Below are 25,390 nucleotides of genomic sequence, written 5' to 3'. Positions count from 1 at the left end.
GTCCTTTATTCCCGGCGTCACGCATTCCTGCGCCGCCAGATACGCCAGGTCACGATCAGCGACCAGACAAATCCGCCCATGGCGGCAAGGTCGGCCAGAAAGGCCCATTGCGCCGCCCAGTCATAGTGCCGCCCGATCGCCTGCACGGCGAGCCAGCCCAGCATGGTCACCGCGATCACGATCGCGACCAGCCGCATCTGGCGGGCATCCTGGTCGGGACGCGTCATCACGCCCCCGCCCGGTCGGCAATGAGCGCGCGCGCCTGCCCGACCCAGTCATCGTTCCTGATCCGCGCCGCACCGCGCCCGATCTCGACCGCGATGCGGTCGATCTGCGCATCGTCCCACGCAGCGATCTGGTCCAGCCGGGTCACGCCCGCCTGGTTCAGACCCTGCGCGACCTTGGGGCCGATGCCCCGGATCGCGCGCAGATCATCCTGCGACAGGTCGTCCTGCGGCAGCGCGGGCACGGCCGGTGCCGCAACCGCGACAGGCTGTGCGACCTGCACGACCGGGGGCGCAAATGCCGTGCCGTCCATCGGCGCGGGCCCCTGATCGACAAGCCAGTGCAGCAGCGCGGCCAGCAGGATCCCGGTCAGCACCCCCAGCAGCAGCGCCGCCGGCCAGCCCGCCTGTCCGAACAGGCCAAGGGCCAGAAGGACCAGCAGTGCCGCGACGGCTCCGGTGGTTCTGGTGGCGGCTGTCATGGGCTGGGCGTCCTTTCCTGGCGGGTGTGGGTGGGGTCTAGTCGCGGTCCTTGTCGTCCTGTCTGACCTCGGCAGGTTCGCGTTTCGAGACGGGACGCGCGGCGGAACTGGCCTGCGCCTCCTGCTCGGTCACGCCGGTCGAGTCGACGGGCGCACCGTCGGACGGGCGCGGCTCCTGCTCGGGGGCGGTGTCGACACCGGTTTGATCGTCGCGGGCGGCCTCGGGCTTGCGGCGCCATTTGGTCAGGATCGGCGCCTCGGTCCCGTCGATCCGCTTCAGCGTCTCGCCCAGATCGGTGGCCAGCTGGACGCTGGCATTGTGCCCTTCCTGACCCTTCAGATCGGCCAAGCTGGTCAACCCGCTGGCGGGCTCGGACGCAAAGCGGCCGGTCTGCGATCCCGGCACCGGAACCTCGCCGGCGGACATGCGGTCGATCAGCGCCTCCAGGCTCTCGGGGGTCAGATCCTCATAGTAATCCTTGCCGATCTGGGCCATCGGCGCATTGGCGCAGGCGCCCAGGCACTCGACCTCTTCCCAGCTGAACTTGCCGTCGGCGGACAGCGTGTGGGGGGTCGGCGCGATCTTGCGCTTGCAGACCGCGACCAGATCCTCGGCGCCGCAGATCATGCAGGTGGTCGTGCCGCAGATCTGGATATTGGCCACCGTTCCAACGGGTTGCAGCTGGAACATGAAGTAGAAGGTCGCCACCTCCAGCGCCCGGATATAGGCCATGCCCAGAAGGCCCGCGCAATATTCGATGGCGGGGCGGGACAGCCAGCCCTCCTGCTCCTGGGCGCGCCACAGGATCGGGATGATCGCCGATTGCTGGCGACCTTCGGGGTATTTGGTGATCTGTGCCTGCGCCCATTCCAGATTGGCGGGCGTGAAGGCGAAACTGTCCGGCTGGACGGGGTGCAGGCGGCGCAGCATCAGCGGTCGACCTCTCCGAAGACGATATCCTGGGTTGCGATCAGGGCCGGCACGTCGGCCAGCAAGTGACCCTTGGACATCCAGTCCATGGATTGCAGGTGCAAAAAGCCCGGCGCGCGCAGCTTGGCGCGATAGGGCTTGTTGGTGCCGTCGCTGACCAGATAGACGCCGAATTCGCCCTTGGGCGCCTCGACGGCGGCATAGACCTCTCCGGCGGGGACGCGGAAGCCTTCGGTATACAGCTTGAAGTGGTGGATCAGGCTTTCCATGTCGCGCTTCATGTCGGCGCGCTTGGGCGGGGTCAGCTTGCCGCGGGCCAGAACCTCGCCCGGGCCCTCGGCCCGCAGCTTGGTGATCGCCTGACGCATGATCGAGGTCGATTCGCGCATCTCCTGCATGCGGCACAGGAACCGGTCATAGCAGTCGCCATTCGTCCCGACCGGGATCTTGAAATCGAATTCGTCGTAGCATTCATAAGGCTGGCTGCGGCGTAGATCCCAGGCCATGCCCGATCCGCGCACCATCACGCCCGAGAATCCCCAGTCCAGCGCATCCTGCTCGGTGACGATACCGATATCGACCAGGCGCTGCTTGAAGATCCGGTTCTCAGTCAGCAGCGTGTCCAGATCGTCCAGCACCTTGGGGAACTGGTCGCACCAGGCTTCGATATCGTCCAGCAGGTCCGGCGGCAGATCCTGGTGGACGCCGCCGGGCCGGAAATAGGCCGCGTGCAGACGCGCGCCCGATGCCCGCTCATAGAAGATCATCAGCTGCTCGCGCGCCTCGAAGCCCCACAGCGGCGGCGTCAGCGCGCCCACGTCCAGCGCGCCCGTGGTCAGGCCCAACAGGTGGTTCAGGATGCGGCCGATCTCGGAATACAGGACCCGGATCAGGCTGGCGCGGCGCGGCACGACGGTGCCGGTCAGACGCTCGATCGCCAGGCACCAGGCGTGCTCTTGGTTCATCGGGCTGACGTAATCCAGCCGGTCGAAATAGGGCAGGTTCTGCAGATAGGTGCGGCTTTCCATCAGCTTTTCGGTGCCACGATGCAGCAGGCCGATATGCGGGTCGGCGCGCTCGACGACCTCGCCGTCCAGCTCCAGCACCATGCGCAGCACGCCATGCGCCGCCGGGTGCTGGGGACCGAAGTTGATGTTGAAGTTGCGGATGCGCTGTTCGCCGGTCAGCAGATCCTCGCTGCCGTCGTCATAGCTGTTCACGCGGATGTCGCCGTCCATCATTTCGCAGCCCCCTTCTCATCACCCGGCAGGGCGTATTGCACACCCTCCCACGGAGACAGAAAATCGAATTGGCGGTATTCCTGAACCAGGCTGACGGGTTCGTAGATGACGCGCTTTTCGGCGTCGTCATAGCGAACCTCGACATAGCCGGTGGTCGGGAAATCCTTACGTAGCGGATGGCCCGAAAAGCCGTAATCGGTCAGGATGCGGCGCATGTCCGGGTGGCCCGTGAACAGGATGCCGAACATGTCGAAGATCTCGCGCTCGAACCAGTTGGCGGCGGGAAAGATGCCGGTCAGCGTGGGCAGCATCTCATCCTCGCGGACGCTGACCTTCACGCGGATGCGCTGGTTCTGGTACATCGACAGGAAATGCCAGACCACGTCGAAGCGCTGCTGGCGCGAGGGGTAATCGACGGCGGTGATGTCGACCAGGGTCGAGAACCGGCAGCTGTTGTCGCAGCGCAGGAAATCCAGCAGGTCCAGGATGCCGCTGGCCGTGGCGGTCACGGTCAGCTCGCCGAAGGCCACGTCGGTGCCGACGACCTCGTTGGGGCGGCGCAGCTTGATATGCTCGGCCAGCTGGTCCAGCGCGTCGGGATCGGTATAGGTCGCCATGATCACCTCACCAGCGTGCCGGTGCGCCGGATGCGGCGCTGAAGTTGCAGGATGCCATACAGCAGCGCCTCGGCGGTCGGCGGGCAGCCGGGGACATAGATGTCCACGGGCACGATCCGGTCGCAGCCCCGCACCACGGAATAGCTGTAATGGTAGTAGCCGCCGCCATTCGCGCAGCTGCCCATGCTGATGACGTAACGCGGCTCGGGCATCTGGTCATAGACCTTGCGCAGTGCCGGGGCCATCTTGTTGGTCAGCGTGCCCGCGACGATCATCAGGTCCGACTGGCGCGGAGAGGCGCGCGGCGCGGTGCCAAAACGCTCCAGGTCATAGCGCGGCATCGAGGTCTGCATCATCTCGACCGCGCAGCAGGCCAGACCGAAGGTCATCCAGTGCAGCGAGCCGTTGCGCGCCCAGTTGATGATGTCCTCGGTCGTGGTCAGCAGGAACCCCTTGTCCTGCAGCTCCGCGTTCAGGGCCTTGGTCGCGAATTCGCGATCGGGTCCGGCGGTGTTCGCCCCTGCCATCACGCCCATTCCAACGCTCCCTTCTTCCATTCATAGGCAAAGCCCACGGTCAGCACGCCCAGGAAGACCATCATGGACCAGAACGCTGTCTCGCTGATCGCCTGGAAGCTGACGGCCCAGGGGAACAGGAACGCGACCTCGAGGTCGAAAATGATGAACAGGATCGACACCAGATAGAATCGCACGTCGAATTTCATCCGCGCGTCATCGAACGGGTTGAAGCCCGATTCATAGGCGCTGACCTTTTCGGGGTCGGGATTGCGCACGGCAATGACGAAGGCGGAAAGCAGCAAGATCAGCGCAAGCGCCGAGGCCATCGCCGCGAAGACGAGGATGGGCAGATAATCCTGCGTTATGTTTTGCACGGGTGACGATCCCCTTGTCGGTCGCGGGGATCAGTGGCTGCGCCCCGCGACGGGTTTGGCTGTGTGCGGTTTAGACCCGGCGCGTGCCGGGGTCAACGGGCGCGGGGCCCGGAAAGCGCGGCGAATTGTTGCAATCCGACGGGTTCAGTCGCGGATCTCGGCCGCGTCCACGCCCCAGATCGTCGTCTTGGGCACCCAGCCCCGCTGACCGCCCCCCGACACGCGGCACCATTCGGGCTGACATTCGTTCAGCCGCAGGATGGCGCCCATCTCGGCCCGGGCGACGATGTCGGCATCCGGGTTCGGGCGGGTGCGCAGCTCCAGCATGTCCTGGGTCACCAGCGCGGTCCGCACCCCCGACAACAGCGCGTAATGCACCCAGCCCCCGGCGCCGTCCTTGTCCTCGACCCGGCGCCAATGCCCGAACTCGGCCACCACGCGCAGCGGCATGCCGGCATGGCGGAAGACCCAGTCGATGCGGTGCGACAGGCTGGGGCCGCGCCGGGCATTGCCCTCGTTGCCCTTGAGGCTGACATAGCGGGGCAGCGGCAGGTTGGTGACCGCGCCGCGCTGTTCGGGGGCGCCCTGGCTTTGCTGGGGGACCGCCTGCGCCGTGGCGGGGGCCGATGTCAGCCCCATCGCGATCATCGCCGCAACCGCAAGGGCCACCCTTGCGCCTGTCCTGCCTGGCCGTGCCGTCATGCGTTGTCCGATCCTGTCCTGCTGCAAGGGCACGCGCCCTCTGGGGTCTTGTGCCTGCCCCTCAACGCGGGCAGTTTGCCAAAAGCGTCACCCGATGGGAAGGGCGTGCCGACAAGCTTGTGACACAGTGAGGTGACCATGCCCGCCACCCCCGCCACCCCGCGCACCCGGCTGCGCGTCGCCGTGACCCGCCGCCTGCCCGAAGCGGTCGAGACCCGCATGTCCGAGCTGTTCGACGTGGCCCTGCGCGACGACGACCGCAAGCTGTCCGCGGACGAGCTGGTGTCCCTGATGCAGGGCGCGGACGTGATCGTGCCCACCGTCACCGACCAGATCACCGCCGCCATGCTGGCCCGCGCGGGCGAGCGGCTGAAGCTGATCGCGAATTTCGGCGCGGGGGTCGATCATATCGACGTGCTGTCGGCGCGTCAGCGCGGCGTGCTGGTCAGCAACACCCCGGGCGTCGTGACCGAGGATACCGCCGACATGACGCTGGCGCTGATCCTGGCCGTGACCCGCCGCATCCCCGAGGGCCTGGCAGAGATGCAGGCCGGGCGCTGGCAGGGCTGGTCGCCCACCGCGCATCTGGGCGGGCGCGTCGGCGGGCGGCGCCTTGGCATCCTGGGCATGGGCCGGATCGGCCAGGCGGTCGCGCGTCGCGCCAATGCCTTTGGCATGCAGGTCCATTACCACAACCGCAAGCGCCTGCGCCCCGAGACCGAGGAGGCGCTGCAGGCGACCTATTGGGAAAGCCTGGACCAGATGCTGGCCCGCATGGACGTGGTCAGCGTGAACGCGCCCCACACGCCCTCGACCTTCCATCTGCTGAACGCGCGGCGGCTGAAGCTGATGAAGCCGTCGGCGGTGATCGTGAACACCTCGCGCGGCGAGGTCATCGACGAGAACGCCCTGACGCGGATGCTGCGCGCGGGCGAAATCGCGGGCGCCGGTCTGGACGTGTTCGAGCATGGCCACGAGATCAACCCCCGCCTGCGCGAGCTGCCCAACGTGGTCCTGCTGCCCCATATGGGCAGCGCCACGGTCGAGGGCCGCGCCGAGATGGGCGAGAAAGTCATCATCAACATCAAGACCTTTGCCGACGGGCACCGGCCGCCGGACCTGGTCGTTCCGGCCATGCTGTAATGATCCGCTGGTCGGTTTCGGCCCTGTTCCTGGCGAACGGGTTGCTGATCGGCAGCTGGGCGCCGCGCATCCCCGTGCTGATGGACCGGCTGGACATCACCGAGGCGCGGGCCGGGCTGATCGTGCTGGCCCTGGGGCTGGGATCGCTGTGCGTGATGCCGGTCTTTGGGGCGATGGTGGCGCGGGCCGGATCGGCGCGGGCGGTGCGGCTGGCGGCCTGGCTGGCGGCGCCCTCGATGATCTGGATCTCGGTCGCGCCGACCTACTGGTCGGTGGCGGCGGCGGTGGCGCTGTTCGGCGGGCTGGTGGGCGGCATGGATGTCGCGATGAACGCCAATGCCGTGGCGGTCGAGCGCGTGCGGGGCCGGGCGATCATGTCGTCCTGCCACGGGTTCTGGAGCCTGGGGGCCTTTGCGGGCGCCGGCGCCGGGGGCTGGGTCATCCAGCAATTCGGAGAGGTTTTTCATGGGGTTGCGGTGTCTTTCGTCTTTGCGCTGGTGCTACTCTGGGCGCAGGGACGGTTGGTTCAGGACGCGCCTGCCCCGGATGCGCCGCGCGCACCCCTGCGTCTGCCGCGCAGCCCCCTGCCCTGGCTGCTGGGAGTGATTGCGCTGACCGCCATGATCCCCGAGGGCGCAATCCTGGACTGGGCCGCCGTCTATCTGCAGCGCGAGATGGGCGCCTCGATCGCGCTGGCGGGCTGGGGCTTTGCGGCCTGCGCGGCGACGATGGCGGTGATGCGCTTTCTGGGCGACGGGCTGCGGCGGCAGTTCGGCGCGGTCACGACGCTCCGCGCCAGCACGGGCGTGGCCATGGCCGGGCTGGCGCTGGCAGGGCTGTCGGCCACGCCGGGGCCAGCGATTGCGGGCTTTGCGCTGGCGGGCATCGGCATCGCGAACATGGTGCCGATCGCCTTTTCGGCGGCCGGAAACGTGCCGGGGCTGGCGGCGGGGATGGGCCTGTCGGTGGTCACGATGATGGGCTATTCCGGCATCCTGCTGGCGCCCGGCAGCATCGGGTTCCTGGCCGAGCGGATCGGCCTAGGGGTCATCTATACGGGTCTGGCGGCGCTGCTGCTGATCCCGCTGGCGCTGTCGCGTCTGGCCCGCACCGCCGATTTCGACCCACGCAACGGCTGAGCGCGTTGCACACCGTCACCGCGCAACGCCCCCGGCGCGTCACCCGGTTCCGGGCCAGCAAATGCTGGCGATCGGGCCGCACGGGGCGTGCACCGCGCAGGCACAGGAGGTGCACAGCCTGTACACCGCTTGCGCGCGTTGCGCGGGGTCAGCGATAGAGCTCGGCCTGGGCCGGAAAGCTGCGGTCGCGGACGGCGTCGGCATAGGCGGCGATGGCCTGATCGGCCGAGGCGCCCAGGTCGCCAAAGCGGCGCACGAAGCGCGGCACCCGGCCCGACAGGCCCAGCATGTCGTCCAGCACCAGGATCTGGCCGTCGCAGCGGGCCGAGGCGCCGATGCCGATGGTGGGCACCGTCACCGCATCGGTGATCTGATCGGCCAAGGCCTCCATCACGCCCTCGACCACGACGCTGAAGGCGCCCGCATCGGCGACGGCGCGGGCATCCTCGACAAAGGCAGGCCAGGTGGCGGGGTCGCGACCCTGCGTCTTGAAGCCGCCCATCGTGTTCGTGGCCTGGGGCGTCAGGCCGATATGGGCCATGACCGGGATGCCCCGGTCGACCAGAAAGCGGATGGTGGGGGCCATGCGGGCGCCCCCCTCCAGCTTGACGGCGCCGGCGCCGGTCTCTCCCATCACGCGGGCGGCGTTGCGGAAGGCCTGTTCCGGCGATTCCTCGTAGCTGCCGAAGGGCATGTCGACCACCACCATGGCGCGGGACGATCCGCGCATCACGGCCTGGCCGTGCAGGATCATCATCTCCAGCGTGACGCCGATGGTCGAGGGCAGGCCGTGGACCACCATCCCCAGGCTGTCGCCCACCAGGATCACATCGGCATGGGCATCGACCAGGGCGGCCATCGGCGCGGTATAGGCGGTCAGCGCGACGATGGGTGTCGCGGCCTTGCGGGCGGCGATCTGGGGCGCGGTGATGCGTTTGACGGGGGCTTGCGCGGACATGGGACAGGCCTTTCAGGGAATGCGCGGGGCCGCGCGGGTCAGGGATGGGCGGTGCGCTGGTCGATCAGCAGCACGTCGCCAAAGCGGACGGCCAGCAGGATCGCCACCGGACCGCCGACGACGGCGATGCGCGACAGGTCATCCGCGTTGCGGATGTCGATGGAGCGGATATCGGCGCGCGGTTCCGACGAGATGATCGCGCGGATCTGGCGGCGCAGCAGGCTGACCGGCGTGCCCATGCTGACCGAGGCCGCGGCATGGTCCAGCGCGCGGGCCAGCACCGGGGCCGCCGCGCGATCCTGGGGCGTCAGGCGCTGGTTGCGCGAGGACATGGCCAGCCCGTCGGCTTCGCGCACCGTGGGCACGGGCAGGATGGTCACGGGAATGTCCAGATCGGCCACCATGCGGGTGATCAGGGTCAGCTGCTGATAGTCCTTTTCGCCAAAGGCCGCGGCCTGGGGCTGGACGATGTTGAACAGCTTGGTCACCACCGTCGCCACGCCGCGGAAATGGCCGGGGCGCAGGCGGCCCATCAGGATGCCGGCCAGCTGGCTGACCTGCACATGGGTCTGCGCGCCGGGGCGCCAGATGTCGGAGACCTGCGGCAGGAACACCGCGTCGCAGCCCGCATCGCGCAGCAGGTCCAGGTCCTGCGCCTCCTGCCGGGGGTATTTGTCCAGATCCTCGGTCGGGCCGAATTGCGCGGGGTTCACGAAGATCGAGGTCACGACCCGGCCACCCCCCTGCCCGTCCAGCCAGTCGCGCGCCCGCGCGACCAGCGTCAGGTGGCCCTGATGCAGCGCGCCCATGGTGGGGACCAGCGCCACGCGGCCCGCATCCCTGCGCCAGGCGCGCATGGCGTCGGTGCTGCGGCAGATATCCATTCAGGCCCCCCCTCTGGTGCGGGGGGCACCCTAGTCGCGGGGGCGGGTCTGGGCAAGGCCATGTCGTTTTTCGCCCATAGAGGTCGGGCGCCTTTGACGCGGCGTTTCCGCGATGGGGCATGACTTGGCGAAACGGTTCAACAGGAGAGCGCGATGACGTCGCATGTGAAGGTTCTGGTCGTGGGCGGGGGCGCGGTCGGATGCGGCATTGCGCTGCATCTGGCGCGCGCGGGCTGGGACACGCTGCTGGTCGAGCGCGACGAGCTGACAGCGGGGTCCACCTGGCATGCGGCGGGGCTGCTGCCTTTGTTCAACATGGGCTATGCGACAAGCCACATCCACGATTATTCGGTGAAACTCTATGCGGGGCTGGAGGCCGAGACGGGGTTGAACGCCGGTTTCACCCGCTGCGGCAACCTGCGCATGGCGCAGACCGACGCACGGATGGACGAATACATGCTGTATTCCGCCACCGCCGAGACGATCGGGATCGAGCATCAGTTCCTGACGCCCGCCCAGATCAAGGAGCGTTGGCCGCTGGTCCGCACCGAGGATCTGAAGGGCGCGCTGTTCCACCCGACCGACGGGTACATCAACCCCGCCGACGTGACCCAGGCCATGGCCAAGGGCGCGCGGATGGCGGGCTGCCGGATCGAGCGCAAGATCCAGGTGAACGCCTATCGCTGGACCGGCAGCGAATGGGTCGTGACGGTGGAAAAGATGGTCGATCGCGGCGGCAACCTGATCCCGTCGGGCGAAACCTACGACATTCATGCCGAACATGTCGTGACCGCGACCGGCAACCATGCGCAGCGCACGGCGCGTTTGCTGGGCATCAAGATCCCCGCCATCCCGGTCGAACACCAGTTCATCGTGACCGAGCCGGACCCCGCGCTGATGCGCTGGCGCGCCGAGGGGAACCCCGAACACCCGGTCCTGCGCGATGCGGACGCCAAGTGGTATGTCCGTGAGGAACGCGGCGGCTGGATTCTGGGCCCCTATGAGAAGGGCGCGCCCGCGCGGTTCGAATATGGCGTGCCGGACAGCTTCCGCGCCGACCTGTTCCCCCTGGATCTGGAGCGGATCGAGGAGGAGTACATGGCGATGATCCACCGCATCCCGACCTCGGAGACGGTGGGTCTGAAGGACGATTTCAACGGCCCGATCTGCTATACGCCTGACGGCAACCCGCTGGTCGGCCCCGCGCCGGGCCTGCGCAACATGTGGCTGGCCGAGGGCTTCAGCTTTGGCATCACCGCCGCAGGGGGCGTGGGCCATTACCTGGCGCAGATGATGACCGAGGGCGAGGCCGAGATCGACATGGCGTCGCTGGACCCGCGCCGCTTCGGCAGCTGGATGACCACGGAATACGCCGCCCGCAAGAACGAGGAGGCCTATGACCACGTCTTCATCCTGCACCACCCCGACGAGGAACGGCCCGCCTGCAGACCCCTGCGCACCTCGCCGGCCTATGACCGGCAGGCGGCGCGGGGCGCGCAGTTCGGCTGCGTGAACGGGTGGGAACGCCCGAATTACTATGCGCCCATGGGGTTCGACGACCATGACAGCCGCAGCTTCCGGCGCGGCGGCTGGTGGGAATACGCGCGTGCCGAGGCCGAGGCCGTGCGCCAGACCGCGGGTCTGGTCGATGCGACGGCATTCGCCAAGCACACCGTCACCGGCCCGGGGGCGACGGCGTTTCTGGACTGGCTGACGACCAACAAGCTGCCCAAGGTGGGGCGGATCAACCTGACCTATGCGCTGACCGATGCGGGCACCGTGCGGACGGAATACACCATCGTGCGGCGGGGCGAGCAGGATTATTACCTGGTCAGCGCCGGGGCCTGGACCGATTACGACCGCGACAACCTGCTGAAATCCGCGCAGGATTTCATGGGCGCGGGCGGCGAATACGTCCATGTGCAGGACGTGACCACGCAATGGGGTGTCTTTGCTCTGGCGGGCCCCGAGAGCCGCGCGATTCTGGCGCGGATGATCCGCGATGCAGAGCCCGCGACCGCGCTGTCGAACAAGCGCTTCCCGTGGCTGTCGATGCGCAACATCGAATTGGGCATGGTGCCGGTCATGGCCATCCGCGTCGCCTATACCGGCGAGTTGGGATGGGAGCTGCACCACCCGATCGAGATGCAGAACCACCTGTTCGACAAGCTGATCGAGGCCGGGGAACCGTCCGGAATGAAACTGGTCGGCGCGCGGGCGCAGAACTGGCTGCGGCAGGAGAAATCCTATCGCGCTTTCGGCACCGAGTTGGGCCGCGATGCCACGCCGCTGGAGGCGGGGCTGGACCGGTTCGTCGATCTGGGCAAGGAGTTCCGCGGCAAGGCGGCGATGCAGGCCAAGGGCATCCGGTCGGCCTGCGTCACGCTGCTGATCGACGGGCCTGCGGATGCCGATCCCTGGGGCCGCGAGGCGCTGTTCCTGGACGGGGTCAAGGTCGGGCGCCTGACCTCTGGCGGGTATTCGGCGGCCTTCGGCAAGCAGATCGGCATGGGCTATGTCCGCCCCGACCTGACCGCGCCGGGCACCCGGTTGCAGGTGCGGATGTTCCGCGAGCTGTATGACGCCGTGGTGACCGAGGACAGCCCGCACGACCCGCAGAACGCTCGCATCCGAATCGACGGATAGCGCGCTCGCGCAGGCGGCCCCCCGGTGGTCGCCTGCGCCCTGACGGGCCCCTGAGACATGCCCGGTGGTCGCATCCCGGCCCGGGACGACCGCCGGGCGCGCGATGGGCCGGGTGTTCGGACGGCGACTGATCGAACAGATCAGACGGCGGGGCCATGAGGCGCCAGCACGGTGCAACCCGCCCGTCGAACCTTCATGCGAACAGACTGACTCAGTTGGCGGATCGCGGTTCAGACATCCGCAGTCTGGATGATCCTCTGCGGGATATGATGTGTCTGACGCAGCGCGACAGAGCGTGAAACGACAAAGGCCAGACCCGAAGGTCTGGCCTTTTGTTTTTGGAGCGGGCGAGGCGATTCGAACGCCCGACCCTAACCTTGGCAAGGTTATGCTCTACCCCTGAGCTACGCCCGCACTCCAGTACTTCCAGCGATCCGTTTGACCGTCTCGCCTTCGGTGAGCGGGTATTTACGAAAGCTCGCCGGGGGGTGCAAGAGGAAAAAACGCAAGCCCCCAATTTTATCTCACAGCCCCCCGCCCTATTCCGCGGCGCGGCTGCGGGCGGGGTTCAGCATGGGGCCCAGATAGCGGCCCGTATGGCTGGCGGGGACCAGCGCGACCTCTTCGGGGGTGCCCTGAGCCACGATCACACCGCCGCCATCGCCGCCCTCCGGGCCGATGTCGATGATCCAGTCGGCGGTCTTGATGACGTCCAGGTTGTGTTCGATCACGACGACCGAATTGCCCTGGTCGACCAGCTCGTGCAGCACCTCCAGCAGCTTGCGCACGTCCTCGAAGTGCAGGCCAGTGGTGGGTTCGTCCAGGATATAGAGCGTGCGTCCGGTGGACCGGCGCGACAGTTCCTTGGACAGCTTGACCCGCTGCGCCTCTCCGCCCGACAGGGTCGTGGCCTGCTGACCGACCTTGATGTAGCCCAGACCCACCTGCATCAGCGCGTCCATCTTGTCCCGAATAGCGGGCACGGCGGCGAAAAAGCCCTGCGCGTCCTCGACTGTCATGTCCAGCACGTCGGCGATGGACTTGCCCTTGAACTGCACCTCCAGCGTCTCGCGGTTGTAACGCTTGCCCTTGCAGGTCTCGCATTCGACATAGACGTCGGGCAGGAAATGCATCTCGATCTTGATGACGCCGTCGCCCTGACACGCCTCGCAGCGGCCCCCCTTGACGTTGAAGCTGAAGCGGCCCGGCTTGTAGCCGCGCGCCTTGGCCTCGGGCAGGCCCGCGAACCAGTCGCGGATGGGGGTGAAGGCGCCGGTATAGGTCGCCGGGTTCGACCGCGGGGTGCGGCCGATCGGGCGCTGGTCGATGTCGATGACCTTGTCCAGATGCTCCAGGCCGCGGATCGTCTCGCAGGGCGCCGGGGTCTGGCGGGCACCGTTCAGGCGCAGGGATGCGGTCTTGAACAGCGTCTCGATGGTCAGGGTGGACTTGCCGCCGCCCGACACGCCCGACACGCAGACAAAGCGGCCCAGCGGGAATTCGGCGGTGACGCTTTTCAGGTTGTTGCCGGTGGCCTTGACCACGGTGACCTTCTTGCCGTTGCCCTTGCGGCGGGTCTCGGGGACCTCGATCGCGCGCTTGCCGGAGAGATACTGGCCGGTGAGGCTGTTGGGGTCGGCGGCGATTTCCGCGGGCGTGCCTTTGCTGACGACCGTGCCGCCATGCACCCCCGCCCCAGGCCCCATGTCAAAGACATAGTCGGCGTGGCGGATCGCATCCTCATCGTGTTCCACCACCAGGACCGAGTTGCCCTGATCGCGCAGGTTCATCAGCGTGGTCAGCAGGCGGTCATTGTCGCGCTGGTGCAACCCGATGGAGGGTTCGTCCAGCACATAGAGGACGCCGGTCAGGCCGCTGCCGATCTGGCTGGCCAGACGGATGCGCTGGCTTTCGCCGCCCGACAGGGTTCCTGCCGCGCGCGACAGGGTCAGATAGTTCAGGCCCACATTGACCAGGAACCCCAGCCGTTCGCGGATCTCCTTGAGGATCGCGGCGGCGATCTCGGTCTTTTGTTTCGACAGGTGGTTGGGCGCGTCGGTCACCCAGTCCAGAGCCTCCTGGATGGACAGCTGCACGACCTGGCCCACATGGTTGCCGGCGATCTTGACGGCCAAGGCCTCGGGCTTCAGGCGATATCCATTGCAGGCGCCGCAGGGGCGGTTGTTCTGATAGCGTTCGAATTCCTCGCGGACCCAGCTGGAATCGGTCTCGCGCAGGCGGCGTTCCATGTTGGGAATCACCCCCTCGAAGACGCGGGCGATCTCATAGACGCGGCCCGCGTCGTCGAAGCGGAACTTGATCTCCTCCTTGCCCGATCCACGCAGGAACATCTGCTGGATGTTGTCGGGCAGGTCCTTCCACGCGGTCTTCTTGTCAAAGCCGTAATGCTTGGCCAGCGCGTTGATGGTCTGGGTCAGATAGGCCGATTTCGTCTTGGCCCAGGGCACGATGGCGCCCTTGTCCACGGACAGGGCGGCGTCGGGGACCACAAGGCGGTCGTCGAAGAACAGCTCGACCCCAAGGCCGTCGCAGACCGGACAGGCACCAAAGGGCGCGTTGAAGCTGAACAGGCGCGGCTCGATCTCGGGGATGGTGAAGCCGCTGACGGGGCAGGCGAATTTCTCACTGAAGGTCAGGCGTTCGGGTTCGCCCTCGGCCCCCTCCTCCTGCGCCAGTTCCAGATGGGCGATGCCGTCGGCCAGGTTCAGCGCGGTGCGAAGACTGTCGGCCAGCCGCGTCTCCAGCCCCTCGCGGACCACGATGCGGTCCACGACGATGTCGATGTTGTGGCGGAACTTCTTGTCCAGAGTGGGCGCGTCATCCAGGTCGTGGAAGGTGCCGTTGATCTTAACCCGCTGAAAGCCCTGGCGGCGCAGCTCCAGCAGCTCCTTCTTGTACTCGCCCTTGCGGTCGCGGACGATGGGGGCCAGCAGGTAGGCGCGCGTGCCTTCGGGCAGGGCCATGGTGCGGTCGACCATGTCCTGAACCTGCTGCGCCTCGATGGGCAGGCCGGTCGCGGGGGAATAGGGCGTGCCCGCCCGCGCGAACAGCAGGCGCATGTAGTCGTAGATCTCGGTCACCGTGCCGACGGTGGAACGCGGGTTCTTGGAGGTGGTCTTCTGTTCGATGCTGATCGCGGGGGACAGGCCGCTGATGTGGTCCACGTCGGGCTTGCCCATCATGTCCAGGAACTGGCGCGCATAGGCCGACAGGCTTTCGACATAGCGGCGCTGGCCCTCGGCATAGACCGTGTCGAAGGCCAAGGACGACTTGCCGGACCCCGACAGGCCGGTGATCACCACCAGCTGATCGCGGGGGATGTCCATGTCGACGTTTTTCAGGTTGTGTTCGCGCGCGCCGCGCACCTCGATGAACTTCTGTTCCATGTGTGCCCCTCTGACCGACTGCAACAGATAGGGACGCTTGGGCGGAAAGCAAGTTCCATTTGGGAACGAAGGCGGAACATCGCCCGGATGCGATGTCGCGGGCTGTTATCGCCACCACTTGCGCTGCAACGCGGCACGCGTAGGATGCCGCCATCACAATCAAGGGAGCCCCGGCCATGTTCAAGAAAATCCTGATCGCGAACCGGGGTGAGATTGCCATTCGGGTGATGCGGGCGGCCAACGAGCTGGGCAAGAAGACCGTCGCCGTCTATGCCGAGGAGGACAAGCTGGGCCTGCACCGCTTCAAGGCGGACGAGGCCTATCGCATCGGCGAGGGGCTGGGGCCGGTCGCGGCCTATTTGTCCATCCCCGAGATCATCCGCGTGGCCAAGCTGTCTGGCGCGGACGCGATCCATCCGGGATACGGCCTGCTGTCCGAGAACCCCGATTTCGTCGATGCCTGCTTTGAGGCGGGGATCACCTTCATCGGCCCGCGCGCCGACACGATGCGCGCGCTTGGCGACAAGGCCAGTGCCCGGCGCGTGGCGATCGAGGCAGGCGTGCCGGTCATCCCCGCGACCGAGGTCTTGGGCGAGGATTTCGACGCCATCAAGCGTGAGGCGGCCGAGGTCGGCTATCCGCTGATGCTGAAGGCCAGCTGGGGCGGCGGAGGGCGCGGCATGCGGCCGATCAACTCCGAGGCCGAGCTGGTCGAGAAGGTCCGCGAGGGCCGCCGCGAGGCCGAGGCCGCGTTCGGCAATGGCGAGGGCTATCTGGAAAAGATGATCCTGCGCGCCCGCCACGTGGAGGTGCAACTGCTGGGCGACACGCATGGCGGCCTGTATCACCTGTACGAACGCGACTGCACCGTGCAGCGCCGCAACCAGAAGGTCGTCGAACGCGCCCCAGCCCCCTATCTGACCGACGAACAACGCGGCGAGGTCTGCGGCCTGGCGCTGAAGATCGGTCAGGCGGTGGGGTACCAGAACGCCGGGACCGTCGAGTTCCTGATGGATATGGACAACCAGCAGTTCTACTTCATCGAGGTGAACCCCCGCGTCCAGGTCGAACATACCGTGACCGAGGAGGTCACCGGCATCGACATCGTGCAAAGCCAGATCCGCATCGCGGAGGGCGAGACGCTGGCCAGCGCCACGGGCCACGCGACGCAGGCCGACATCACCCTGTCGGGCCACGCCCTGCAATGCCGGGTGACCACGGAAGATCCGCAGAACAACTTCATTCCCGATTACGGGCGCATCACGGCCTATCGGTCCGCGACCGGCATGGGCATCCGCCTGGATGGCGGCACGGCCTATTCGGGCGGCGTCATCACGCGGTATTACGATTCGCTGCTGGTCAAGGTCACGGCCTGGGCGCAGACGCCCGACCAGGCGATCCGCCGCATGGACCGAGCGCTGCGCGAGTTCCGGGTGCGCGGCGTGTCCACCAACATCGATTTCGTCATCAACCTGCTGAAGCATCCGGTCTTTCTGGACGACACCTACACGACCAAGTTCATCGACACGACCGACGACCTGTTCGACTTCAAGAAGCGTCAGGACCGGGCGACGCGCATCCTGACCTATCTGGCCGATATCAGCGTGAACGGGCACCCCGAGACCGCAGGCCGCGCCCTGCCCCCGGCCCAGGCGCGCGCGCCGCTGCCGCCCGCCCCCAGGACCGCCCCCGCGCCGGGCACCCGCCAGCTGCTGGAGGAACAGGGCGCGCAGGCCGTGGCCGACTGGATGGCCGCGCAGACACAGCTGCTGATCACCGACACCACCATGCGCGACGGGCACCAGTCGCTGTTGGCGACGCGGATGCGGTCGATTGACATGATCCGCGTGGCGCCCAGCTATGCCGCGAACCTGCCGCAGCTGTTCAGCGTCGAATGCTGGGGCGGCGCGACCTTTGACGTGGCGTACCGGTTCCTGCAGGAATGCCCGTGGCAGCGGCTGCGCGACATCCGCGCGCAGATGCCCAACCTGATGACGCAGATGCTGCTGCGCGCGTCGAACGGGGTGGGTTACACCAACTATCCCGACAATGTGGTGCAGTTCTTTGTGAAACAGGCCGCCGAGACCGGGGTCGACGTGTTCCGCGTCTTCGACAGCCTGAACTGGGTCGAGAACATGCGCGTCGCGATGGATGCCGTGATTGACAGTGGCAAGATCTGCGAGGGCACGGTCTGCTATACCGGCAACATGCTGGACCCCGACCGCTCCAAATACGACCTGCAGTATTACGTGAAAACCGCGCAGGCGCTGAAGGCCGCGGGCGCGCATGTGCTGGGCCTGAAGGACATGGCCGGCCTCTTGAAGCCGCCCGCCGCGCGCATTCTGATCAAAGCCCTGAAGGAGGAGGTCGGCCTGCCGATCCATTTCCACACCCATGACACCAGCGGCATGGGCGGCGCCACGATTCTGGCGGCCGCCGATGCGGGTGTCGATGCCGTCGATTGCGCGATGGACGCGCTGTCGGGCAACACCAGCCAGCCGACCCTGGGGTCAGTGGTCGAGGCGCTGGCCCACACCGATCGCGACACGGGCCTCGACATCGGCGCCGTGCGCGCCATCAGCAATTATTGGGAACGCGTGCGCGAAAGCTATGCCGCCTTCGAATCGGGCCTGCAGTCCCCGGCCTCCGAGGTCTATCTGCACGAGATGCCGGGCGGGCAGTTCACCAACCTCAAGGGCCAGGCGCGGTCGATGGGGCTGGAGGATCGCTGGCACGAGGTGGCACAGGCCTATGCCGACGTGAACCGGATGTTCGGCGACATCGTCAAGGTCACGCCGTCGTCCAAGGTCGTGGGGGACATGGCGCTGATGATGGTGGCGCAGAACCTGACCCCCGAGGACGTGCTGGACCCGGCCAAGGATGTCAGCTTTCCCGATTCGGTCGTGGACATGATGCGCGGCAATCTGGGCCAGCCTCCCGGCGGCTGGCCGCAGGCGATCCAGACCAAGGTGCTGAAGGGAGAGGCGCCCATCACAGACCGCCCCGGCGCCCATCTGGACCCCGTGGACCTGGAGGCCGAGCGCGCCAAGCTGTCCGAGATGCTGGACGGCCGCCAGGTCGATGACGAGGATCTGGCCGGATATCTGATGTATCCCAAGGTCTTCACCGACTACATGCAGCGCCATGAGACCTATGGCCCGGTGCGCACCCTGCCCACGCGCACCTTCTTCTACGGCATGGAGCCGGGCGACGAGATCAGCGTCGAGATCGACCCCGGCAAGACCCTGGAGGTGCGCCTGCTGACCCTCGGCGAGACCGACGACAAGGGCGAGATGAAGGTCTTCTTCGAGCTGAACGGCCAGCCGCGTCAGGTCCGCATCCCGAACCGCAAGGCGACCGGCGCCCAGGCCGCCCGCCCCAAGGCCGATGCCGCCAATCCCGGCCATGTGGGCGCGCCCATGCCGGGGGTCGTGGCCTCGGTCGCGGTGACGGCGGGGGCGCGGGTGGCGCAGGGCGACATGCTGCTGACCATCGAGGCGATGAAGATGGAGACCGGCCTGCATGCCGATCGCGACGGCACCATCAAGGCGCTCCATGTCAGCCCCGGCCAGCAGATCGACGCCAAGGACCTCCTGGTCGAGATCGAGTGACGGCCCGGGCCGCGTCACCCTGCCCCGGCCCCGCACGACCGCGCCGCGTCAGCGGCGCCTGCCGCCCGGGCGGCAGCACGCCGACCATCGGTCGGCAACCCCGCCCCCGGGCCCTTGCGCCCTCAGCCCGGACAGCGCTGATAAAGCCGCGCGCCCCCCGCATCGGTCACGCGCAGCGCAGCTCCCTCCATCACGGCAGTCACGGCGCGGCTGTCCGTCATGCCCTCGCTGGAACAGCTCAGCGTCAGCGATCCGTCCGCCCCCACCGCACCACGCGTGCAGCGCGCCTCGTAGAACCGCCAGCTCTGCCCCGCCAGCGTCAGCCGCGTCTCCGAGGCAGGATCGCCGCAGGCCTCGGCGCGCAGGTCATAGGTCCCGTCGACCAGCGCCGCGCCGCCCTGCGCCGGAGGCGGCACGGAGACGCCGCCGGTTTCTGTCCTGCAGGCCGCAAGGGCCAGCACCGCCAGCAGGGCGGCGGACTGGATTGGCCTCGGACGCTCTCCGTCGCGGGGTCGCGCGGGCCTCAGGCCAGCCCGCGCCCTTTCAGCAGGGCATCGACGCCCGGCATGCGGCCCCGGAACGCCATCCACAGTTGATCCGCCGGGGCCGATCCACCCTTGGACAGGATCGTCTCCTCCAGTCGTCGCGCGGTGGCGCGGTCGAAGGTGTCGCCCGTCTCGGCAAAGGCCGCGAAAGCGTCGGCATCCATCACCTCGGACCACATGTAGCTGTAATAGCCCGCCGCATAGCTGTCGCCCGCGAAGACATGCGCGAAATGCGGCGTCGCGTGGCGCATGGGGATGGCGTCGGGCGCCTCCAGCCCCTTCAGCACCTGCGCCTGCCGCGCCATCGGGTCGGTGGCCGGGGCGCCCTCGTGGAAGGCCAGATCGACCAGCGCGCTCTCCAGGTATTCCACGGTCGAGAACCCCGCCCCCGCCTTGCCCGCCGCCAGCATCCGGTCGCGCAGATCGGCGGGCAGAACCGCGCCCGTTTCATGGTGGCGCGCATGGGCGTCCAGCACCGCAGGCTGTTCCAGCCAGTGTTCATAAAGCTGGCTGGGCAGCTCCACGAAATCCTGCGCCACTGATGTCCCCGAGATCGAGGGCCAGGTCACGTCCGACAGGATGTGATGCGTCGCATGGCCGAATTCGTGAAACAGCGTGCGCGCATCGTCCCAGGACAGAAAGGCCGGGCCGCCCGGCTGGTCCGGCGGGGTGAAGTTGCAGACGTTCACCACGATGGGGCGCTGGCCCGCGCCGATCTTGTGCTGCACCTGCAGGGACGAACACCACGCCCCCGACCGTTTCGACGGCCGCGCAAAGTAGTCGCCCACGAAAATGGCCATCAGCGCGCCGTCGCGGGTGATCCGCCAGGCGCGCGCGTCGGGCGCCCACAGAGGCGCCTCCAGCGGCTGGAACTCCAGCCCGAACAGGCGATGGGCCACGTCAAAGACCGCGCCCAGCATCGCGTCCAGCGTCAGATAGGGGGCCACGTCATCCGCGTCGAAATCATGCGCGCGGGCGCGGTGGCGTTCGGCGTACAGGCGCCAGTCCCAGGCCTCCAGCGGGCCGTTCACGCCGTCTTGGTGCAGCATTGCGGTCAGCCGGTCCTGATCGGACAGGGCGCGGGCGCGGGCCGCGGTCCAGACTTGGGACAGCAGATCGCGCACCCGGTCGGGGGTCGCGGCCATCTGCGTCTCCAGCTTGTAGCTGGCGAAATCGGCGTAACCCAGCAGCTGCGCGCGCTCATGGCGCAGGGCCAGAATCTCGGCGACCAGCGGCAGGTTGTCGGTCGCCTGACCGCCCGCGCCCGACCCCGACCCGCGCGCCGTCCAGGCCCGGAAGGCTGTCTCGCGCAGGGCGCGGTCCTGGGCATGCTCCAGGAACGGCACGATCAGCGACCGGTTCAGCGTCACCACCTGCCCCGCCATGCCGCGTTCGCGCGCCGCCGCCCGCATCGCGCGGACCAGCCAGTCGGGCAGCCCCGCCAGCGCGTCATCAGCCACCGGCAGGACATAGTCGCGCTCATCCGTCAGCACGTTCTGGGTGAATTGGGTGGTCAGCACCGCCAGACGCGCGCGAATTTCGGCCATTCGCGCGCGCCCTGCCGCATCCAGCCCCGCCCCCGCCCGCGTCAGGTCGCGCAGCGCCAGTTCGGTGATACGACGATCCTCGGACGGCAGGGCGTCCGCCGCCGCAGCCACCGCACGCACGCGGGCATAGAGGCGCGGGTCCATGCTGATCCGGCTGCCATATTCGGCCAGACGCGGCGCGAAATCGCGCTGCAGCGCCTGGCGGGCGTCGTTCGAATCGACCCCGGCCAGCGTGTAGAACACCGACAGGACGCGGTTCAGGTCCTCATCCGCGACCTCCATCGCCGCGATCGTGTTGGCGAAATCGGGGGCGTCGGGGTTGGCGGCGATCGCCTCATGCGCGGCCTCGGCGGCGGCCAGCGCGCGGTCGAAGGCGGGCGCGAAATCGGTATCGCGGATCAGGTCGAAACGCGGCAGCCCCTCGGGGCCGGTCCAGCGGGTCAGTTGCGGGTTCATGGTGCCTCCTGTCGTCAGGGGCAGCCTAGGGTTGCGCGCGCCTGGGTTCCAGCGCCGATTGCGCCCCGCAGACCGCGCAGGCCGGGTCCTGCGCCGTCGTGATCATCCGGCTTTCGCCATAAAGCCCGTCAAAGATCATCATCCGCCCGCGCAGTCCCTGCCCCGCGCCGGTCAGATGCTTGATCGCCTCCAGCGCCATGATGCTGCCGATGATGCCGGGCAGCGCACCGACCACGCCCGCCTCGGCGCAGGGGGCGTCGTGTTCGGGGGCCTGGGGGAACAGGCAGGCCATGCAGGGGCCGCCCCGCGCCGGGTCGAACAGGCTGACCTGCCCGTCCCATTGCCCGATCGCGCCCCAGATCAGCGGCACCCCCGCCGCCACGCAGGCGCGGTTGATCGCGGCGCGGGCCCCAAAGCTGTCGGTGCCGTCGATGACCAGGTCATGGCCCGCGATCAGGTCGGTGTCGGCTTCGGTGATGCGGCGGGTGAGGGGGGTCACGTCCAGATGCGGATTCAGGCGCAGCATCGCCTCGGCCGCGGCATAGGCCTTGGGCTCGCCGCGCAGGTCGTTGCGAAAGATCACCTGGCGCTGCAGGTTCGACAGGCTGACGGTGTCGTCATCGGCCAGCGTCATCCGGCCCACGCCCGCAGCGGCCAGATAGAGGCAGACCGGCGCGCCCAGGCCCCCCGCCCCCACGATCAGCACCCGCGCGTCCCGCAGGCGCATCTGCCCCGCGCCGCCGATCTGGTGCAGGACCAGGTGCCGGGCGTAACGCTCCAATTCATCGGGGGAGAGGCCCGCATCGGGGGCCACAGGCGCGGGCGCGGGGGTCGCGCGGGCGCGCAGGCGGCGCAGCAGGCGGCGATAGCCGATGACCAGCGCCACCACCGCGCCCAGGACCAGCCAGCCCGCCGCATTGCCGCCGACCGTCGCGGCCGCCCCGCTGCCGGGCGCCAGCAGCTGCAGCGACAGCATGCCCAGCCACAGCAGCGCCACCACTGACAGGGTGATCCGTCGCGGCAGGTCCAGCACCCGCCCCAGGATCAGCACCATGACGATCAGGAAGACGCCGGTCATGCCGTGCCCCCGGTCGAGCCAAAGCCCCCCTGCCCGCGCGCCGTATCCTCCAGCGCGTCGACCAAGTCGAACCGGGCCTGGGGCGCGGGGGCCAGGACCATCTGCGCGATGCGGTCGCCGTGACGGATGGTGACGGGCGCATCGCCCAGATTCACCAGGATCACGCCCAGGGGCCCGCGATAGTCGCTGTCGATGGTGCCGGGGCTGTTGGGAATGGTCAGACCGTGGCGCAGGGCCAGGCCCGAACGCGGGCGGATCTGCGCCTCCCACCCGTCGGGGATGGCCAGGGCCAGGCCGGTGGGGATCAGCGCCCGGTCCAGCGGCCCCAGGGTCACGCCCTGCGCGCGGTCGGGTGCGGCCAGGTTGGCGCAGAGGTCCGCCCCCGCCGCCCCCGCCGTCTGATAAGCGGGCAGCGGGATGGCCGGGTCGGCATCGGGCAGGCGCATGACGCGCAGGGTGGGGGGCAGGGTGGGGGCATGGGTCATGGCGCATCCTTGCAACGCAAAGGGCCGCGCGGCAATGCCCGCGCGGCCCCTGGATCTGTCGTCTGTGTCGCAGGTTTTATTTCGGCGCGATCATCATGACCATCTGGCGGCCTTCCAGCTTGGGCATGGTCTCGACCTTGCCGGCCTCTCCGACGTCGTCGCGGACGCGGTGCAGCAGTTCCAGGCCCAGATCCTGGTGGGCCATCTCGCGGCCACGGAAGCGCAGGGTCACCTTGACCTTGTCGCCGCCTTCCAGGAATTTCAGCACGCTGCGCATCTTGACGTCGTAATCATGGGTATCGGTTCCCGGACGGAACTTGATCTCCTTGATCTCGATGACCTTCTGCTTCTTGCGGGCCTCGGCCTCGCGCTTCTGCATCTCGTATTTGTATTTGCCAAGGTCCATGACCTTGCAGACCGGGGGGGCCGCGTTCGGCGAAATCTCGACCAGGTCCAGCCCCGCGTCCTGTGCCATCTGCATGCCGACCGAAGGCGGGACGACGCCGATGTTTTCCCCTTCGGGACCGATCAGGCGGATTTCGGACACGCGGATGCGCTCGTTGGTGCGGGGACCGGTGTCACGTTGGGGCGGTGCGTTATGCGGGCGGCGGGCTATGGCGGTGCTCCTTTTATAGCCAAGGCGGAAGTGACAGGAAAATAAGGGCAACCGCGCCGTGATTCAACCGGAATTGATCGCGACGGGGGCCAAATCGTGCCCCCGGAGGCCTTGATCGCCGCGTGGCGGGGGCAGGCGCGGCTTTTCTGGCCCGGGGGGCTGTGGCATAGAGGGTCCGAATGTCGTTTGGGTCGAGGGTACGTGATGTCGAAACTGTTGCCGGTCATGGTGATTCTGGTGCTGATCGCGGGGGGCGTGCTGTTCTGGCAGAACCGCACCCAGACCTCCGAGGCGCCTGATCCGGTCGTGGCCGAGGCCCCCGCCAGCCCCGCGGGCGACGCCGCGCGCCTGGCCGATGACGCGGCCGAGGCCGCCGAGACCGCGGCCGAGACCGCCGATGACGCCACGGGCGATCCGGCCACCGACAGCACCGACGCCGCCAATGCCGCGGCGGATGCCGCAGCCGATGCCGCGGCCATCGCCGCCGATGCCGCAGCCGAGGCCGCAGCCTCTGCCGCCGGTCCCGCCAGCGAGGCCGCCCAAGCCGCCGAGGCCGCAGCCCAGGCCGCCATCGACGCCGCCGACCGTGCGGCCGCCGCCGCGGCAGGTGCCACCTCGGGCGTCGCGGCCCTGGCCGATGCGGCCGCCGAAGAGGCCGCCACCGCCACGCAGGAGGCCGCCGAGGCCGCCGCCGACACCGCCGACGCGGCCTCGGTCGCGGCGCGCATCGAGGCGCTGCTGACGCCTGAGGGTTTTGACCGCGCCGAGGTCGACCGCATCATCGACAGCGCCGCCATCAGCGACGCGCAAAAGGCCACGCTGAAGCAGCTGATCGCCCGCGCCGCCGACAACCCCCCGCTGCTGGCCGCCGCGCTGGAGCAGGTCCGCGCGGTCATGCGCTGATGCCGGTACTGCCGATCCGGGACATGGCCCGGTTCCTGGCGGACAAGCCCGCCGTCCTGGACAAGGGCCCGCTGGCCATCATCCTGGTTGAGGACGCCGCCGCCGTCACGCAGACCGTCCAGCACCATCTGGAGCGCGGGTTCCGCCATGTCCTGCTGCTGTCGGACCAGCCGCAGGACCTGTCCGAGGCGATGGCCGCCCGCGTGACCCATCTGCGCCACGACACCCGCCGCCCCGCCGCCCATGTCGATGCGGTCAACGCCATCATCGCGGCAGTGCCCGAAGGGACGTGGCTGTATTACTGCTTCAACGCGGAATTCCTGTTCCACCCCTTCTGCGAGACGCGCAGCGTCGGCGAGATGCTGGCCTTTCACACCGAGGAACGCCGCCCGGCGATGCTGACCTATGTGATCGACCTCTATGCGCCCGATCTGAGTGTCTGCCCGGATGCGGTCGACCTGGAGAACGCGTTGTTCGACCGCACCGGCTATTACGCCCTGGGCCGCAAGGGGCCGGACGGGCAGGCCCGCGAACGCCAGCTGGATTTCCACGGCGGGCTGCGCTGGCGCTATGAGGAATACCTGCCCGCTGACCGCCGCCGCATCGACCGCATCGCGCTGTTCCGCGCCGCCAAAGGCCTGACCGTGACCGCCGATCACCGCTTTTCGGTCGAGGAGTACAACACCTATTCCTGCCCTTGGCATCACAACCTGACGGCGGCCATCGCGTCCTTCCGGGTGGCCAAGGCGCTGGTGCGCAACCCCGGATCGCGCGACGAGATCAGCGACATGACCTGGCGCAACTCTCACCGCTTTGACTGGAGCGGGCAGCAGCTGATGGATCTGGGGCTGATGGAGCCCGGCCAGTGGTTCTAGCCGCCTGC

At 68.2% G+C, this 25,390-nt stretch carries 22 protein-coding genes and 1 tRNA gene; 6 read left to right on the top strand and 17 right to left on the bottom strand.

All coding sequences use genetic code 11. From position 1 onward, the window contains the following. Positions 1-17 precede the first annotated feature (17 nt). The 8 genes from ABS73_RS04290 to ABS73_RS04255 form a co-directional block, all read right to left on the bottom strand. The gene (locus ABS73_RS04290) at positions 18-227 is read right to left on the bottom strand and encodes a DUF5337 domain-containing protein (RefSeq protein WP_136856652.1); all 210 of its coding nucleotides are present in this window, start codon (positions 225-227) and stop codon (positions 18-20) included. Next, a complete protein-coding gene (locus ABS73_RS04285; RefSeq protein WP_277018746.1) occupies positions 227-706 on the bottom strand; it encodes a helix-hairpin-helix domain-containing protein in 480 nt (159 codons plus the stop codon). Before ABS73_RS04285 ends, ABS73_RS04290 begins: the two co-directional genes overlap by 1 nt. Positions 707-743: 37 nt before the next feature. After that, the gene (nuoE, locus tag ABS73_RS04280; protein WP_277018749.1) at positions 744-1,637 is read right to left on the bottom strand and encodes an NADH-quinone oxidoreductase subunit NuoE; all 894 of its coding nucleotides are present in this window, start codon (positions 1,635-1,637) and stop codon (positions 744-746) included. Further along, complete coding sequence (locus ABS73_RS04275; RefSeq protein ID WP_277018751.1) at positions 1,637-2,878, bottom strand: NADH-quinone oxidoreductase subunit D; 1,242 nt, start codon at positions 2,876-2,878, stop codon at positions 1,637-1,639. Before ABS73_RS04275 ends, nuoE begins: the two co-directional genes overlap by 1 nt. Continuing rightward, a complete protein-coding gene (locus tag ABS73_RS04270) occupies positions 2,875-3,495 on the bottom strand; it encodes an NADH-quinone oxidoreductase subunit C (protein WP_277018754.1) in 621 nt (206 codons plus the stop codon). Before ABS73_RS04270 ends, ABS73_RS04275 begins: the two co-directional genes overlap by 4 nt. 2 nt (positions 3,496-3,497) lie before the next feature. Then, positions 3,498-4,031, bottom strand: coding sequence for a NuoB/complex I 20 kDa subunit family protein (locus ABS73_RS04265; protein WP_136856657.1), 534 nt, complete (start codon positions 4,029-4,031; stop codon positions 3,498-3,500). Beyond that, positions 4,022-4,339: an NADH-quinone oxidoreductase subunit A gene (gene ndhC, locus ABS73_RS04260; RefSeq protein ID WP_405406484.1), complete on the bottom strand. Its 318-nt coding sequence runs from the start codon at positions 4,337-4,339 to the stop codon at positions 4,022-4,024. The genes ABS73_RS04265 and ndhC overlap by 10 nt, the downstream gene beginning before the upstream one ends. A gap of 192 nt (positions 4,340-4,531) precedes the next feature. Further along, positions 4,532-5,026, bottom strand: coding sequence for an SH3 domain-containing protein (locus tag ABS73_RS04255; RefSeq protein ID WP_338118580.1), 495 nt, complete (start codon positions 5,024-5,026; stop codon positions 4,532-4,534). Between the two features lie 201 nt (positions 5,027-5,227). Between ABS73_RS04255 and ABS73_RS04250 the strand changes: the two genes are divergently transcribed. Both ABS73_RS04250 and ABS73_RS04245 read left to right on the top strand, forming a co-directional pair. Further along, complete coding sequence (locus ABS73_RS04250; protein ID WP_277018757.1) at positions 5,228-6,232, top strand: 2-hydroxyacid dehydrogenase; 1,005 nt, start codon at positions 5,228-5,230, stop codon at positions 6,230-6,232. Further along, complete coding sequence (locus ABS73_RS04245) at positions 6,232-7,371, top strand: MFS transporter (protein WP_277018759.1); 1,140 nt, start codon at positions 6,232-6,234, stop codon at positions 7,369-7,371. Before ABS73_RS04250 ends, ABS73_RS04245 begins: the two co-directional genes overlap by 1 nt. 148 nt (positions 7,372-7,519) lie before the next feature. Here ABS73_RS04245 and panB read toward each other — a convergent pair whose 3' ends face one another. Beyond that, on the bottom strand, positions 7,520-8,329 hold the full coding sequence (gene panB / locus ABS73_RS04240; protein WP_277018762.1) for a 3-methyl-2-oxobutanoate hydroxymethyltransferase: 810 nt from the start codon (positions 8,327-8,329) through the stop codon (positions 7,520-7,522). A gap of 38 nt (positions 8,330-8,367) precedes the next feature. Next, positions 8,368-9,213, bottom strand: a complete 846-nt coding sequence (gene panC, locus ABS73_RS04235; protein ID WP_277018765.1) for a pantoate--beta-alanine ligase — start codon at positions 9,211-9,213, stop codon at positions 8,368-8,370. A gap of 153 nt (positions 9,214-9,366) precedes the next feature. On the opposite strand from panC, the gene ABS73_RS04230 reads away from it, so the two are divergent. After that, a complete protein-coding gene (locus ABS73_RS04230; RefSeq protein ID WP_277018767.1) occupies positions 9,367-11,859 on the top strand; it encodes a GcvT family protein in 2,493 nt (830 codons plus the stop codon). A 339-nt stretch (positions 11,860-12,198) separates the two neighbouring features. On the opposite strand, the gene ABS73_RS04225 is transcribed toward ABS73_RS04230, so the two are convergent. Further along, positions 12,199-12,273: transfer RNA gene (locus ABS73_RS04225), tRNA-Gly, on the bottom strand. Positions 12,274-12,398: 125 nt separating this feature from the next. Next, positions 12,399-15,266, bottom strand: a complete 2,868-nt coding sequence (gene uvrA, locus ABS73_RS04220; protein WP_277018769.1) for an excinuclease ABC subunit UvrA — start codon at positions 15,264-15,266, stop codon at positions 12,399-12,401. 176 nt (positions 15,267-15,442) lie between these two features. Between uvrA and ABS73_RS04215 the strand changes: the two genes are divergently transcribed. Beyond that, positions 15,443-18,877, top strand: a complete 3,435-nt coding sequence (locus ABS73_RS04215) for a pyruvate carboxylase (protein WP_277018771.1) — start codon at positions 15,443-15,445, stop codon at positions 18,875-18,877. A 122-nt stretch (positions 18,878-18,999) separates the two neighbouring features. On the opposite strand, the gene ABS73_RS04210 is transcribed toward ABS73_RS04215, so the two are convergent. From ABS73_RS04210 to infC, 5 genes are all read right to left on the bottom strand, one after another. After that, positions 19,000-19,293, bottom strand: coding sequence for a hypothetical protein (locus ABS73_RS04210; protein WP_277018773.1), 294 nt, complete (start codon positions 19,291-19,293; stop codon positions 19,000-19,002). Positions 19,294-19,400: 107 nt separating this feature from the next. Next, positions 19,401-21,425, bottom strand: coding sequence for a M3 family metallopeptidase (locus tag ABS73_RS04205; RefSeq protein ID WP_277018776.1), 2,025 nt, complete (start codon positions 21,423-21,425; stop codon positions 19,401-19,403). 25 nt (positions 21,426-21,450) lie between these two features. Beyond that, positions 21,451-22,503 carry a HesA/MoeB/ThiF family protein gene (locus ABS73_RS04200; RefSeq protein ID WP_277018779.1) on the bottom strand — a complete coding sequence of 351 codons (1,053 nt, stop codon included), beginning with the start codon at positions 22,501-22,503 and terminating at the stop codon, positions 21,451-21,453. Then, positions 22,500-22,970 (bottom strand): dUTP diphosphatase, encoded by a 471-nt coding sequence (gene dut / locus ABS73_RS04195; RefSeq protein WP_277018846.1) that lies wholly within the window; start codon positions 22,968-22,970, stop codon positions 22,500-22,502. The genes ABS73_RS04200 and dut overlap by 4 nt, the downstream gene beginning before the upstream one ends. A 94-nt stretch (positions 22,971-23,064) precedes the next feature. After that, positions 23,065-23,655, bottom strand: a complete 591-nt coding sequence (gene infC / locus ABS73_RS04190; protein ID WP_462686782.1) for a translation initiation factor IF-3 — start codon at positions 23,653-23,655, stop codon at positions 23,065-23,067. Between the two features lie 153 nt (positions 23,656-23,808). Here infC and ABS73_RS04185 point away from each other — a divergent pair, with 153 nt between their 5' ends. Further along, positions 23,809-24,507: a hypothetical protein gene (locus ABS73_RS04185; protein WP_277018783.1), complete on the top strand. Its 699-nt coding sequence runs from the start codon at positions 23,809-23,811 to the stop codon at positions 24,505-24,507. Between the two features lie 23 nt (positions 24,508-24,530). Continuing rightward, positions 24,531-25,382 (top strand): glycosyltransferase family 2 protein, encoded by an 852-nt coding sequence (locus ABS73_RS04180; RefSeq protein ID WP_286693409.1) that lies wholly within the window; start codon positions 24,531-24,533, stop codon positions 25,380-25,382. The last annotated feature ends 8 nt before the right edge of the window (positions 25,383-25,390 follow it).

This window comes from Paracoccus sp. SCN 68-21 (assembly GCF_001724535.1).
GTDB classification, from domain to species: Bacteria; Pseudomonadota; Alphaproteobacteria; order Rhodobacterales; family Rhodobacteraceae; genus Paracoccus; species Paracoccus hibiscisoli.
Note: the sequence above shows the minus strand (reverse complement) of the source record. Positions and strands in the feature narration are given on the sequence as shown.

What these genes read in the sequence shown, in the direction of transcription:
- ABS73_RS04290 (WP_136856652.1), bottom strand. Translation starts at nt 227, where the DNA reads ATGACGCGTCCCGACCAGGATGCCCGCCAGATGCGGCTGGTCGCGATC.
- ABS73_RS04285 (WP_277018746.1), bottom strand. Translation starts at nt 706, where the DNA reads ATGACAGCCGCCACCAGAACCACCGGAGCCGTCGCGGCACTGCTGGTC.
- nuoE (WP_277018749.1), bottom strand. Translation starts at nt 1,637, where the DNA reads ATGCTGCGCCGCCTGCACCCCGTCCAGCCGGACAGTTTCGCCTTCACG.
- ABS73_RS04275 (WP_277018751.1), bottom strand. Translation starts at nt 2,878, where the DNA reads ATGATGGACGGCGACATCCGCGTGAACAGCTATGACGACGGCAGCGAG.
- ABS73_RS04270 (WP_277018754.1), bottom strand. Translation starts at nt 3,495, where the DNA reads ATGGCGACCTATACCGATCCCGACGCGCTGGACCAGCTGGCCGAGCAT.
- ABS73_RS04265 (WP_136856657.1), bottom strand. Translation starts at nt 4,031, where the DNA reads ATGGGCGTGATGGCAGGGGCGAACACCGCCGGACCCGATCGCGAATTC.
- ndhC (WP_405406484.1), bottom strand. Translation starts at nt 4,339, where the DNA reads ATGGCCTCGGCGCTTGCGCTGATCTTGCTGCTTTCCGCCTTCGTCATT.
- ABS73_RS04255 (WP_338118580.1), bottom strand. Translation starts at nt 5,026, where the DNA reads ATGGGGCTGACATCGGCCCCCGCCACGGCGCAGGCGGTCCCCCAGCAA.
- ABS73_RS04250 (WP_277018757.1), top strand. Translation starts at nt 5,228, where the DNA reads ATGCCCGCCACCCCCGCCACCCCGCGCACCCGGCTGCGCGTCGCCGTG.
- ABS73_RS04245 (WP_277018759.1), top strand. Translation starts at nt 6,232, where the DNA reads ATGATCCGCTGGTCGGTTTCGGCCCTGTTCCTGGCGAACGGGTTGCTG.
- panB (WP_277018762.1), bottom strand. Translation starts at nt 8,329, where the DNA reads ATGTCCGCGCAAGCCCCCGTCAAACGCATCACCGCGCCCCAGATCGCC.
- panC (WP_277018765.1), bottom strand. Translation starts at nt 9,213, where the DNA reads ATGGATATCTGCCGCAGCACCGACGCCATGCGCGCCTGGCGCAGGGAT.
- ABS73_RS04230 (WP_277018767.1), top strand. Translation starts at nt 9,367, where the DNA reads ATGACGTCGCATGTGAAGGTTCTGGTCGTGGGCGGGGGCGCGGTCGGA.
- uvrA (WP_277018769.1), bottom strand. Translation starts at nt 15,266, where the DNA reads ATGGAACAGAAGTTCATCGAGGTGCGCGGCGCGCGCGAACACAACCTG.
- ABS73_RS04215 (WP_277018771.1), top strand. Translation starts at nt 15,443, where the DNA reads ATGTTCAAGAAAATCCTGATCGCGAACCGGGGTGAGATTGCCATTCGG.
- ABS73_RS04205 (WP_277018776.1), bottom strand. Translation starts at nt 21,425, where the DNA reads ATGAACCCGCAACTGACCCGCTGGACCGGCCCCGAGGGGCTGCCGCGT.
- ABS73_RS04200 (WP_277018779.1), bottom strand. Translation starts at nt 22,503, where the DNA reads ATGACCGGCGTCTTCCTGATCGTCATGGTGCTGATCCTGGGGCGGGTG.
- ABS73_RS04185 (WP_277018783.1), top strand. Translation starts at nt 23,809, where the DNA reads ATGTCGAAACTGTTGCCGGTCATGGTGATTCTGGTGCTGATCGCGGGG.
- ABS73_RS04180 (WP_286693409.1), top strand. Translation starts at nt 24,531, where the DNA reads ATGGCCCGGTTCCTGGCGGACAAGCCCGCCGTCCTGGACAAGGGCCCG.